The sequence below is a fragment of the Paenibacillus sp. RU5M genome, assembly GCF_900221055.1.
Lineage (GTDB): Bacteria > Bacillota > Bacilli > Paenibacillales > Paenibacillaceae > Paenibacillus > Paenibacillus marchantiae.
Genome location: NZ_OBQM01000005.1, coordinates 320,739 through 333,031 on the forward strand (window position 1 = coordinate 320,739; position 12,293 = coordinate 333,031).

11 protein-coding genes are annotated in these 12,293 nt (G+C 48.6%); 4 read left to right on the forward strand and 7 right to left on the reverse strand.

Annotation, left to right across the window (positions count from 1 at the left end; genetic code table 11):
* Window positions 1-98: 98 nt before the first annotated feature.
* The 6 genes from CRO25_RS17540 to CRO25_RS17565 form a co-directional block, all read right to left on the reverse strand.
* Window positions 99-857, reverse strand: coding sequence for a nucleoside phosphorylase (locus CRO25_RS17540; protein ID WP_079695858.1), 759 nt, complete (start codon window positions 855-857; stop codon window positions 99-101).
* Window position 858: 1 nt separating this feature from the next.
* Window positions 859-1,530 carry a sulfite oxidase-like oxidoreductase gene (locus CRO25_RS17545; protein ID WP_053779836.1) on the reverse strand — a complete coding sequence of 224 codons (672 nt, stop codon included), beginning with the start codon at window positions 1,528-1,530 and terminating at the stop codon, window positions 859-861.
* Between the two features lie 46 nt (window positions 1,531-1,576).
* Window positions 1,577-2,500: an ABC transporter permease gene (locus CRO25_RS17550; protein ID WP_024632282.1), complete on the reverse strand. Its 924-nt coding sequence runs from the start codon at window positions 2,498-2,500 to the stop codon at window positions 1,577-1,579.
* A complete protein-coding gene (locus tag CRO25_RS17555) occupies window positions 2,484-3,551 on the reverse strand; it encodes an ABC transporter permease (protein ID WP_063566254.1) in 1,068 nt (355 codons plus the stop codon). The genes CRO25_RS17550 and CRO25_RS17555 overlap by 17 nt, the downstream gene beginning before the upstream one ends.
* Window positions 3,548-5,047 (reverse strand): ABC transporter ATP-binding protein, encoded by a 1,500-nt coding sequence (locus CRO25_RS17560; protein ID WP_079695859.1) that lies wholly within the window; start codon window positions 5,045-5,047, stop codon window positions 3,548-3,550. Before CRO25_RS17560 ends, CRO25_RS17555 begins: the two co-directional genes overlap by 4 nt.
* A 104-nt stretch (window positions 5,048-5,151) precedes the next feature.
* Window positions 5,152-6,183, reverse strand: coding sequence for a BMP family protein (locus tag CRO25_RS17565; protein ID WP_064642704.1), 1,032 nt, complete (start codon window positions 6,181-6,183; stop codon window positions 5,152-5,154).
* 277 nt (window positions 6,184-6,460) lie between these two features.
* Between CRO25_RS17565 and CRO25_RS17570 the strand changes: the two genes are divergently transcribed.
* The 3 genes from CRO25_RS17570 to CRO25_RS17580 all read left to right on the forward strand — a co-directional run bounded on the left by CRO25_RS17570 (window position 6,461) and on the right by CRO25_RS17580 (window position 10,862).
* Window positions 6,461-7,903: a hypothetical protein gene (locus tag CRO25_RS17570; RefSeq protein WP_079695860.1), complete on the forward strand. Its 1,443-nt coding sequence runs from the start codon at window positions 6,461-6,463 to the stop codon at window positions 7,901-7,903.
* A 239-nt stretch (window positions 7,904-8,142) separates the two neighbouring features.
* Window positions 8,143-8,775, forward strand: coding sequence for a DUF5317 domain-containing protein (locus CRO25_RS17575; protein ID WP_063566258.1), 633 nt, complete (start codon window positions 8,143-8,145; stop codon window positions 8,773-8,775).
* 254 nt (window positions 8,776-9,029) lie between these two features.
* Window positions 9,030-10,862 (forward strand): diguanylate cyclase, encoded by a 1,833-nt coding sequence (locus CRO25_RS17580; protein WP_063566259.1) that lies wholly within the window; start codon window positions 9,030-9,032, stop codon window positions 10,860-10,862.
* Between the two features lie 128 nt (window positions 10,863-10,990).
* Here the strand turns inward: CRO25_RS17580 and CRO25_RS33435 are convergent, their stop codons facing one another.
* Entirely contained in the window at window positions 10,991-11,158 is a 168-nt protein-coding gene (locus CRO25_RS33435) for a hypothetical protein (RefSeq protein ID WP_162842449.1), read from the reverse strand.
* 303 nt (window positions 11,159-11,461) lie between these two features.
* On the opposite strand from CRO25_RS33435, the gene CRO25_RS17585 reads away from it, so the two are divergent.
* On the forward strand, window positions 11,462-12,292 hold the full coding sequence (locus tag CRO25_RS17585; RefSeq protein ID WP_079695861.1) for a sensor histidine kinase: 831 nt from the start codon (window positions 11,462-11,464) through the stop codon (window positions 12,290-12,292).
* Window position 12,293 lies beyond the last annotated feature (1 nt).

Below are 12,293 nucleotides of genomic sequence, written 5' to 3' on the forward strand. Positions count from 1 at the left end.
GGACGCCCTTTTATATTGTCCACCTCAGATGAACATCATTTACGCGTTTAGCTTTTTACCAGCAATAGTACTACAAAATACCCTGATGATCTCAGCTTTTACGCCTGATCCTGACGAGCCAGTGCAGCCAGTGCACGCAGTGCCGCTTCGATCTCCCGCTCAACTGCATCAGCTACCGCATTTGTATGCGGATCATACTCGGCTGCCAGGTCGCTGTCTGCGAAACCGTCGATAGCGACAATAGCTCCGGCACGAGCGCCGCGTAGTGTGCTGACGATGTAAAGTGCGGCAATTTCCATCTCAGCGGCAAGAGCACCCGCCTGCTTGTACTTGCGATGAGGAATCTCTTCAACGCCTGTGAAGAATGCATCCAGCGTAACGGTAATGCCCACGCCAACTTTACCCGCACTTGAAGCTTTCGCTGCACTTGCATGCTCACGAGTTGCCTCGATTAACGCTTGTGTAACACCAAGGTCCGCTACCGCAGGGAAACCATCTGGTACCAGCTGACGTGTCAGCCCGTCCGTACGCACAGCGGCCGTGCTGACGATTACGCTGCCCGCTGGATAATCCGTTGTGTACGAGCCCGCTGTACCTACACGAATCAGGGTCGTTACCCCTGCCCGGATCAGTTCTTCGAAGCAGACAGCTGCTCCTGGTGAACCTACGCCATGGCTGACCACGGCCATTTGTACACCTTCATACAATCCTACAAACGTGCGATACTCCCGGCTGAACGCCAGTTCTCTCGCCTGCTCCAGCTTGCGGGAAATTTTCTCCGCACGTGCCGGATCACCACAGACAATGGCATATGCAGGCATATCTTCGGAATGAATTTGCAAAATAGGCATCAACATCTTAATCAAACTCCTTCTTCGTCCATTCGTCTTCCGGAATCGGAATATCTTCACCAGAGAAGCGCTGCTCCTTGAACGGATCGGCAAAATGATGGAAACCATTGACTTCCCAGAAGCCATTGCGATCTTCTTTCATGAATTCCAGACCCCGTATCCACTTCGCACTCTTCCAGAAGTAGAGTTGTGGAACAACCAAGCGCAGCGGATAACCGTGCTTTGGTGTGAGCGGCTCACCGTTAAATTTAAAAGCAAGCAATACATCATCATGCATCAATTCTTCAAGCGGAACATTCGTTTCATAATCATGATCCGCGTGGATCATAACATATTTTGCTTCCGGTTTGACGCCAAGTAGCTTGATGAAATCCGAAAACCGTATGCCTTCCCATGGTGTATCAAACTTCGACCAGCGGGTAACACAATGAATATCGCTCACCGTGTTCACTTGAGGCATCGCCTGAAGCTCGGCGAAGGAGAATACCTTCTCTTCTTCAACTTCACCGAATACCTTCAAATCCCAGGTGGAAAGGTCGTATTCCGGCACTTCACCTTCATGCAGAATCGGGAATTTCTCGGTCAGTACCTGCCCCGGTGGCAGTCGGTCTCCGTGCTCAGCACCCGCTTTGGGTGCCGGGCTTTTCGTTTTTTTCAGACGTTCAGCCTTATTATGCAAGCGTGATTCCTCCTTCTTTATATGCTTCCAGCATAACATTCAGGATTTAACGCGAGCTTCCGCCCGCTTTCAGTGCGTCTTGTGCATAAGTACGGTCCTTGAAGAAGAACATCGCCACCAGTGTCACAATATACGGCAGCATCATGGTAAAGTGAGTTGGCAGCGCAAAGCCCTGCAGTCGGATACTAAGAGCTTCCATGAACCCGAACAACACACTGGACCCCATAACGCCGAGCGGATTCGCTTGACCCAGCATGGTCGCTACCAATGCGATGAAGCCGCGACCTGCGGTCATGCCCTCGGTAAACATCGTAACCTGACCGAGCGATAACTGTGCACCCGCCAAGGCGCACAATACGCCGCACATCAGAACTGCACCATATTGAATGCCGCGCACCTTGATGCCGATACTTTGTGCCGCTACCGGATTCTCACCCACGGAACGAAGACGGAAACCGGAGACACTTTTGAACAGATAAAACTGCAAGGCAATCACGATAATAATCCCGAGATACACGAGCGGGCTATGCCCTGAGATAACATCGCCTACCCACGGAATGTCCTTAATAAGAGGAATGTCCCATTTGGGGAGTCCCACCATATCCTTGTCATAGTAAGCACCTTTTACATCAAAAATCGCCCGCAGCGCAAAAGTCGTCAGTCCTGTGGCCAGAAAGTTAAGCGAGATCCCGACCACAATGGCGTTGGCCTTCAGGTTAATACTGATAAAGGCAAATAGCGCAGAGAACAACATGACGATCACAATAGAAAATATTACAGCCAACAGTACATTGCCGAACAGATAGTTACCGACAATAGCGGAGAAAGCACCGATCAGTACGAGTCCTTCCAGACCCACGTTGAACAAACCGACACGAGAGCATAAAGCCCCACCGAGCGCTGCAAGCAGGATCGGCGTCATAATCCGCAAGGTAGAGCCAAACATGGCTGCATCAAACAGTTGTTGCATTGGACTTTTTCTCCTTTCTCCGCTTCAGGAATGAATATCCGATCTGAGCCGATACAAATAACGTCAATACTGCTTGGATGACACTACCGACTTCCAGCGGCACATCCGTATTCCGTTCCATCCCCATAGCACCTGTCTGCAACGCTGCAAGCAGGATTGCCGCCACAGCTGTTCCTAGCGGATGCGAGCGGGCAAGCAAGGTCGCCATAATGCCGCTCCATGCATAACTTGCCGATGACAACGATCCATCAAGGAAACGGTACTGTGTACCCAGCACTTCCCCTGCACCCGCAAGACCTGCAAGTCCACCACTGATGATCATGGACAACATCATCATGCGAATGCGTCGCACGCCACCATACGTTGCAAACGAAGGATTGCTTCCCAACATGCGAATCTCATAACCAGTTACTGTCTTGTGTGTGAACCAGTAGATGAGAATCGCCGCCACAATAGCAATGATGAATCCGGCATGCAGTCCCATACCCTGGAACAGCTTCGGCAGCCAGACACTCTGATCAATCATTGGCGTCTGGGCCATTGCCGCTGATCCTGTACGGTCTTTAAACGGGTAGGATACCATGTATCCTCCAAAATAAATCGCAATATAGTTGAGCAGCAGTGTTGTGATCAACAGATTCATGCCAAAGCGGGCATCCAGCCAACCTGCAAACAGCGACCAGACCCCACCGGCGATGATCCCCGCCACAATGGCTGCAATACAGACAAACCAGCCTGGACCCGGCAGGTAGAGCGCCGTCAGCGCTGCACTAAGTCCGCCCAGAACCATCTGTCCCTCAGCGCCCATGTTAAAAAATCCGGCGCGGAACGCCAGTGCTACGCCCAGCCCCGCAAGAATAATGGGCGTCGAACGTGCCAGTGTGTTAGTGAAGAAGTAGAAGTTGCCGAAGGCCCCTTTCCACATCTCCGCATACGTATCCACCACGGACCCGCCAACGATCAGAATGGCTACAGCACCTGCCAGTAAACCGATGAATACGGCAAGCAGCGGCTGTATGAGTCCGCGAAGTGTTTCTTTTACCCGATTCATATCCGCTCTTTCCCTCCTGCCATCAACAAGCTGATCTGTTCTTCTGTTGCTTCATCTGCCTTCAGTTCCCCGGCAATTCCGCCTTCATACATGACAATGATTCGATCCGATAATTGCAAAATCTCGGACAATTCCGAGGAAACGAGCAAAATACCCGCACCCTCATTCCGTTTGCGCAGCAATTCAGCGTGGATAGTCTCCATCGCTCCGATGTCTACACCCCGCGTAGGTTCAGCCGCAATCAGAAATGGCGTATCCTGGGCAAATTCACGCGCAGCAATCAGCTTCTGCAAGTTACCGCCGGAAAGGAACTGCGCCTTCGTTTCTGCAGAACCCGTTTTGATGCTAAACTGCTTAATCCAGTTCTCCACCATCGTCCGTGCTGCCTTCGCTTTAATGATACCGCGTGAGTGAAGCCGGTGATGATGACCCATCAGTCCATTTTCACGAACGCTCGCATCCTTCGCCGCTCCCCACATATAACGGTCTTCCGGGATATGGGCAAGTCCATGCTCCCGAATGCGCCGCACCGGCCAATTGGTTGTATCCTGCCCTGACAGCAGGACGCGGCCGCTATCTGCCTTGCGTAGTCCCGCAATGATCTGGATCAATTCAGACTGGCCGTTGCCGGAAATACCCGCGATTCCAACGACCTCACCTTTCCGAACTTGCAAATGGATATCCTTGAGTGCAGAACGGTCCTCTGCCCCTGACAAGTTTACCGCTTCCACCTGAAGCACAGCTTCTCCCGGAACGGATGGCTGCTTGTCCATGCGAACCAGCTCACGGCCTACCATCAGGCGGGACAGTTCCTCTACATTCGTGTCTTTTGCTTCCAATGTACCAGTCACCTGACCATCACGAAGAACCGTGATCCGGTCTGCCACATCCATAACTTCCTGCAGCTTGTGCGTGATCAATACAAAGGTTTTGCCCAACTTGGCAAGGGATTTCATATTCGCGAGTAGTTCTTTCACTTCCAGCGGTGTCAGTACCGCTGATGGTTCATCCAATATAATGATGTCCGCGCCCTGATGCAGCACCTTGAGAATTTCAACACGCTGCTGCATGCCCAGAGGGCATTCAAATACTTTTTTCCACGGATCAACTGGCATGCCATACGTTCTGCCCAATTCATTCACCTGGGCCGCCGCCTGTTTGCGATCAAATACCCCTGCCGCAGACGGTTCACGGCCAATCACGATGTTCTCGGCAACCGTAAAGGAAGGAAACAGCATGAAATGCTGATGCACCATGCCGATACCACTTGCCATGGCCTGAGACGGAGTTGCGAAGCTGACCTCGCGTCCACGAACTTTGATTGTGCCTGATGTCGGTTGCTCCATTCCATACAACATACGCATCAGGGTTGTCTTACCAGCGCCGTTCTCACCCACGAGGGCATGAATCTCTCCTTCTCGCAAATTAAAACGGATGTCCCGGTTAGCGGTGAAGCCGCCGTATTTCTTCGTAATCTGCTCCATCTCCAACAGCATATCTCGCGTTCTCTCCTCTCGGTCTTAAATAGCAGCAAAACCGGCTGCCTGATCGGGCAGCCGGCTGATCAACTCAATTACTCAATCCTATGAAACAAACAATACTACTGTTGCAATGGATCTTTCACAACGATTTTGCCGGATACGATATCATCCTTGATTGCTTTAACCTTGTCGATAACTTCTTGTCCAACAAAAGCATTCAATGGAGTTTCGCTATCACGTGTTACGTAAGTCAGGCCTACGCCATCTTCTTTCAAGCCATAGTTCACAGCGCCCGCCTTGAAGTTTCCTTCAACGAAGTCTTTCACCGTCTGGTAAGAAACTGTATCAGTCGACTTTAATTGAGACAATACGATATGTTCCGGATCCTCAACGGTACGGTCCGTATCCTGACCGGAAGTATAGAAGCCTTTTTCTTTCGCGGCTTCAAACACGCCTAGATCCCCTACAGCGGATGCTGCGGCAATGAAGTCAGCACCTTTGCCGAATTGTACCAACGCAAGCTCTTTGGCTTTGGCCGGGTCGTTAAATCCACCAACGTAGTTCACAAGGAATTCCGCTTTCGGGTTAACTGATTCCAGACCAGCTTTGAAACCTTCTGTATATTTCTTGATCAATGGAACGTCCATCGCGGCAATCATACCGACTTTGTCTGTTTTCGTAGACAGTCCGGCAGCTGCACCAAGCAGGTATGCTCCTTCATATTCATGGAAACCAACGCTACGTACGTTCGGTAGATCCACCGTTGTGTCTACAACGGCAAAGGACTTGTCCGGATTTTCGGCAGCCACTTTCTTCAGTGCATCTTCTGCCTGGAATGTCGCTGTAATGATCAGATCATAGTTCTCAGCAACTGCAGCACGCAGGTTTTGCTCAAATGCTGCCGGGTCAGTCGATTCAATCGTTTTGGTATCTACCTTGAATTCCTCGCCTGCTTTTTTGAAACCTTCATCCATCTGTACGAAGAACGGGTTTACCCCGATTTTTTCAGGAAGTACAAGCGCCATGCGCAGTGATTTTTCACTGTCGCCACCTTGGGCCGATTGTTCGTCTTTGGAAGCAGAATTTCCACAAGCCGCCAGCAATATAGCCAACATGATGATCGATAAGACGAACGATAAACCTCTTTTCATTTTGAAAATTCCCCTTTTCACTATTCTTTTTTTATAATCCTAGCGGATACTGTCGATCCTTGTCAATAAATCTTTGAGCGTATACACTAAATGGAATATAATAGTTGATTTGCCTTTGACAGAGCCTCCGAAGCCTCTCTATACCAAGGTTTTTTCCGTTGACATCCAGAGCTGCTCCATGCTAAAGTCAATCCAATTATTATATTCAGATAGGATTTGTCAGAATTATAACGCAATCTTATTTATTTTCCAACCCTATTTTGAGGAGGCTATTCATTTGAAAAAAATCACCCAGATCACACTGGCCGCTCTGCTCGCCGCTCCGGTTACACTCGGCAGCCTCAGCTTGCCCGCTTCGGTATCCGCAGCATCCGCCACTTCCGCCGGACAAACGACCTCACAGGCTGTTAAAGGACCGGCAGCACAAGCTCCTTCAGTTTATACCGAGAGTGCAGCTGATTACGCCCAATTCCTGCAAGCTAAATACAATATCCAATTGCCGAAACAGTTAACGAAGGGTGACTTCATCAAGGCGATTGCTACCATTCTTGAAGCCGATCAAGCTGCTCCTGCTACAGATGAAGCAAGTGACAGTTTAGTTAAGGCCCCATCCTTTACTGATCTGAAATCGAATGATTCTGCTTATAAAGCTGCCGTTTCCTTATATAACAATGGCATCCTATCCGGTACGGAAGTTCGTGCCAATGACAAACTGAGCACTTATGCCGCTGTCTTCATCGCAGTCAAAGCAGCCGGATTCAAAGAGCTGGCCTATACATATCCTGAAGACAAAACAGCAAAGGCACTTGCAAAACTGGGCATTAGCCCAAGCCGCGTGCAGGGACAAGCCGCGCAGGAACTGGCCGCTGCCATCGATACAGGTCTGATCCCCGAAAATCTGTACCCCGCTCTTCGTAAGGGTGGCGAAGCGAGTTCCGATTTTGCCAACATTTTGCTTGGACGGGTATTAACCAGTCAGGGTAAATATAAAAATGAAATTGGCCGTTCCGGCGACGCTGACATCTACTCCAAATTGTACGCTGCCTATCGCACTGCTGATTTAATAGAAGCACCGGAGCTTCGGACCATTGTGGATCAAGCTCTGCGGAATGATCTCGTCACAGGTTACAATCTTAAGGATAGTCGCTTTGATTCCAACTTCATCGATGAACTGACTTTAACTTACGGTCATGATGATATTAAACATGCTGTGCAGTTGATTGGACTGTTGCGCAGTGAAGGCATCGATGCTGATGTACAGTTCCAGCCGAAGACATCTGCCTTCATCTATTTGAAGGAATGGGGAGAGCCCAAAGAAACACCGGATTACAAAGTAACCCAGATCGAGAATGGCAACTACATCGCCTACGCCAAAGAATATGACATTCAGTTCGAGTTCAATAACACAGCGGACAAAGCCCGTTTCAACGATATTATATTGAAGTATGCCAAAAAGAATAGCGATGACACCTCTGCCTTAATCCATGCTTCCTGGTGGCAGCCGCTGTATTATTCACCGACTGCTCTGGCGGAATATCCGGTCATTGCTAACAATAAAATTTCACTTGGCAACTATTACGCACAATCCTTCTCCCTTAAGGAGAATTCCAAGGCAATTCAGGAAGGATTCCGTAAGCTCGCCCCTGATGCGGATATTTCCAGTTACACCTTCTGGGTTGACCACCCGTTCTTCAATTATCTCAACGGGGAATCAGAATAAATCGAACATATGCTAGGTGCATTAAAGCTCGCATTTTGACATAATATAAAGCCGTCTTTACCGAACTTTTCAATGGATTCGACCCATTGGTTCGTAAAGGCGGTTTTTTGTTTATTTTTTTGCAAATTTCTTCTCAAAAAAATATTTTCCATTGAAGGATTTACCAGTAAAAGGTCGAATAACATAGATACACAAACACGCAATCACATTTACACATATCTGTAAGACAGGAGTTAATCATGGTATACGACGGCATTCTGCTAGGCTTGATCGTTGGACTGTTCCGGGGAGGATTTCGGTATGGTCTCCACCAGTTTGCAGCACTCAAGCTGCGAGGCGGATGGATATTCCCGCTGTTGCTGCTGGCCCAGTTCTTCATCTTTTTCTTGCAGGAAAGGCTTGATTGGGTTGCATCCATCAACGGGTACCTGTTTGCTGCCGTTTATGTCACAGGTCTAGCATTTTTGTGGCTTAATCGACATTACAAAGGTTTTACGTTGATCTGGATCGGTGTCTTTCTCAATTTCATCGTCATGGCAGTGAACGGTGGGCGTATGCCGGTTTCCGTGGACGCCTCTGCTGTTCTTGGGCCCTATTATGTAGATATGCTGCGCGAAGGCGGGGCGGTATCAAAGCACTATATGATGGATGCTTCCACACATCTTTCATTCCTAGGTGATATCATCCCGCTGTCCAGCCCTTATCCGCGGACCCAGGTGATCAGCATCGGCGATGTGGTCATGAACATTGGCATATTCCTGTTTATCCAGTACATGATGGTGAATCGAACCGGAGAAGCTTTGCAGCCAGTGAGTTCCATCAGGCCTGAAGACATTCGGACAGACTCCAAGGAAGGGAGGTCTTTTCCATGAAAAAATTCGAAGGCATTAAATATTCCCGTCTCGTCATCAACGCAATCATCGTAGCTTCTGTCGTTGTTGCATTGACTTCGGGATACAAGCTGGGCGGCTAGTACATATACTTCGCCAACCAAGACAAACAGGCTGCCAGCGGCCTGTTTTTTCTTTCTGGATTTTTGGGAGGTAACTTGTTATGTTATACATCAATATAGTACAAGCCGATATATTCACATCAAGAGCAGACTAAACCAAGCAGGAGAATTTTTATGAACTTTATTCGTAACCTTATCCATAAAGCAGATCGGAGCAGCATGTATGTCGTCTTGCTTAGCTGTACCGGCATCGGTATTTTTCTGTATATGAACAAGTGGTCTTATCTCCATCTATCCTCTGACGAATGGGTAATGGTATACACGATGCTTGGTGCGGCGCTGATTTTGGATTATTTCACGTTTCAAATTCCGCCCAAAGGCAATCAGCAATCCATGGACTCTTCCGTGTACCTCGCCTCTATCTTCATGTTTGGTGGTGCATTCAGTCTGTCTGTACTGCTGCCTGTTTCCCTCATTCTGTTAATCAAGGATCGCAAACTCACCTGGTGGAAACATATCGTCAATTTCAGCATTTACAGCCTCATGATTGCTGGAGCGGCTTATGTATTTACTTGGACTGGAGGAATTCCGGGAGCACTGGATGGATATAACTTGCTGCCCTATTTTGCGGCACTTGCAGCCTACTTCATCATCAATACAATCACGCTTGGCCTGTTTTTTCATTTCTCAACAAAGGATGCATTACAGCAGATGAAGCGTGTGTTCGTTACCGAATCGCTGCTCGTCTATTTATGTACATTGATTTTGGCACTCGTGCTGACCATTCTCGTTGTGCATAACGGCGTTCTCGGTCTGCTGCTCTACCTCAGTCTTAGCATTCTGCTATCACATGCGTTCAAACAGCTGTTTGTGATGTATCAGAGTATTGAGGAAAAGGCGAATACGGATCAACGTACAGGTTTGTTTAACCATAGTCATTTTGAAAGTATGCTGGAGACCGAGCTTGGTAACGCCCGTTCTCAGGGAACCCCACTTTCACTGGGACTCATCGATATTGATGATTTCAAAAAGTATAACGACCGCTTCGGTCATCTCCAGGGTGACAGCCTGCTGGCTCTTCTCGGAGATTTCCTCAGTCGGAAGACGGAAGGCACTTCGGTCACCGCCTTTCGTTATGGCGGAGAAGAGTTCACCCTGCTCATGCCAGGCATGGATCTGGACGAGGCTTATGCTTTCATGAACAAGCTGCGCAAGCAGCTGAACGACACACCTTTTGAAGGGGTTGAAGTGTTTCCGCACGGTTGTCTCTCGTTCTCCGCAGGTGTTGCGCGTTATGAAGTCGATATGTACAACAAGTCACAACTTGTGGATCAGGCGGATAAAGCGCTGTATTATGCCAAAAAGCAAGGCAAAAACAATGTGCATCGCCACGGTAGTAATGATGGCATGGAGCAAGAGATTGATCTGGTGCAGGATGTGCGCGACATTGAGCAACAGCTCAACTTGTTCAGGTATAAGGATATGGATACATTCAAACATTCCAAACGCGTATATAAGTATGCTCTCGATATAAGTGAGTTGCTGGAACTCGATAATGTGGAGAAGCGGAATTTTGTACTGGGCGCACTGATTCATGACATCGGAAAGCTCGAAATTCCATGGTCCATCTTGAATAAGAAGGAAAAGCTTACCGCTGAAGAATGGGAAACGATCAAGGGCCATGTCACCTGGGGCAAAAAAATGGCCATGACGAACGAGCGTTTTGCCGATCTCATTCCCTATATTGAATTGCATCATGAACGATATGACGGGGCAGGCTACCCTTATGGTCTGAAAGGCTGTGAGATTCCACGGTTGTGCCGGATGCTCACGGTGATTGATTCCTTTGACGCAATGACGACAGAGCGACCGTATCAGGAAACGAAAAATGTCGATGAAGCAATCAAGGAACTACAGATGTGCTCCGGTTCTCAGTTTGATCCCGAGCTAGCCGAACTGTTCATCCGATATATTCAGAAACGAACGGTGCAGCAACAACTTGTGTAACACCCGCAGAATTCCCCCTTACAAAGCCAAAAGCGCTACCCCCGGCCTAATCGGGGATAGCGCCATTTTCATGTTCATCATGGAATGAATCATGCACGAGATTACTTCATTCTTGTGCAGATTCTGCGTTATCGAGTGGTATTCATCTCATGTGAAGTCTGATGCAGCTCTTTAATCATCTGCTGCAAAAACATGTTATCCTGACGACTGATTCCGTGCTGATTGTCTTGAAGAAGCATTTGATGAATGTTCTTCTTGAGCAACTCGCTGCGACGTTCCAATACCTCTTGATTCATGTTGTTGCGTTCACTCCTTAACATCTTTTGTAATGAATTTCTGTTCTATATAAGTATAGAGGACCTTCTCCAATAGGGAAAATGGATACAGCCCCGCTCATCTGTACTCACCAAGGCTCACCCTGCGTGACATAATTTCACCCCATGTTGTTCTTAGATATCCTTCTAAATGCTCCCTTATCCACCCGAGGTTCCCCCGAAGAGAGCCAGACTAGGGTCTGAAGCAAGCATGCGTTATAATGGTGCCAGCCCTTGAAACGGAGTACATATAAATGGACCTTATCTCAAAGGAGTTCTGTATTCATGTCATACAAACAGATTAAATGGATGATTCTGCTGGTCCCCACATTCACGGTTGGTCTCTGGGAATACATCCGTCACCAATTCCTGATGCCCTACCTTTCCATGGATGCGGGCAACTGGCTTACCCCACTTATCCTGTACCTCATAAGTGTCACCTTGCTAAGTCGCTTATTTAAGATGCTGGAAAGTGCCAGGGCCGCTCTGGAGCAGGAGCGTGCTTCCAAAGTGGCTCTCGAAGCTCGGGATCAACTAGCCCGCGAGCTTCACGATGGTATCTCGCAGTCTCTTTTTCTCCTGTCGGTAAAAACAGACAAGGCCGAGCGCAGTTTGGCTGGAAGTGGTCACGAGAATGAAATTCAGGAAATACGCAAAACCGTACATGAGGTCAACGCTTACGTACGGCAGGCCATCGCCCAGCTCCGCTACGTCCCTGGACAAGCGGCAGTACCGGAGGGAACTTCCCTGTATTCACAGGTAGAATTACTTATAGAGGAGACGGTTCCTTCGGCGCGTCTGGAATGGGATCTCGACAGCACCTTCTTCTCCCCAAAGGAGCAGGTAGAGCTGCTCGCCTGCATTCGGGAAGCACTGCTTAATGTACGTAAACATGCCCGGGCCACAGATATTCGGGTGATTGCAGAAGGAACCCCTTTTGTCTGGTCCATCTTCGTTCAGGATAATGGTGTTGGTGTGAGCGGGGATCCACTGCATCTGAAGGATCGGTACGGCTTGCGAATTACGAAGGAACGTGCAGCTCAGATGGGCTGGTCTTTCGCTCTTGATTCAAGGCCAGGTTACACTCGAATAACCATTGGAAAGGGGCATGCTTAAT

Bases quoted from the DNA above. Each gene is read 5' to 3' on its own strand.
- CRO25_RS17540 (WP_079695858.1), bottom strand. From the start codon at position 857: ATGTTGATGCCTATTTTGCAAATTCATTCCGAAGATATGCCTGCATAT.
- CRO25_RS17550 (WP_024632282.1), bottom strand. From the start codon at position 2,500: ATGCAACAACTGTTTGATGCAGCCATGTTTGGCTCTACCTTGCGGATT.
- CRO25_RS17555 (WP_063566254.1), bottom strand. From the start codon at position 3,551: ATGAATCGGGTAAAAGAAACACTTCGCGGACTCATACAGCCGCTGCTT.
- CRO25_RS17560 (WP_079695859.1), bottom strand. From the start codon at position 5,047: ATGCTGTTGGAGATGGAGCAGATTACGAAGAAATACGGCGGCTTCACC.
- CRO25_RS17565 (WP_064642704.1), bottom strand. From the start codon at position 6,183: ATGAAAAGAGGTTTATCGTTCGTCTTATCGATCATCATGTTGGCTATA.
- CRO25_RS17575 (WP_063566258.1), top strand. From the start codon at position 8,143: ATGGTATACGACGGCATTCTGCTAGGCTTGATCGTTGGACTGTTCCGG.
- CRO25_RS17580 (WP_063566259.1), top strand. From the start codon at position 9,030: ATGAACTTTATTCGTAACCTTATCCATAAAGCAGATCGGAGCAGCATG.
- CRO25_RS33435 (WP_162842449.1), bottom strand. From the start codon at position 11,158: ATGAATCAAGAGGTATTGGAACGTCGCAGCGAGTTGCTCAAGAAGAAC.
- CRO25_RS17585 (WP_079695861.1), top strand. From the start codon at position 11,462: ATGTCATACAAACAGATTAAATGGATGATTCTGCTGGTCCCCACATTC.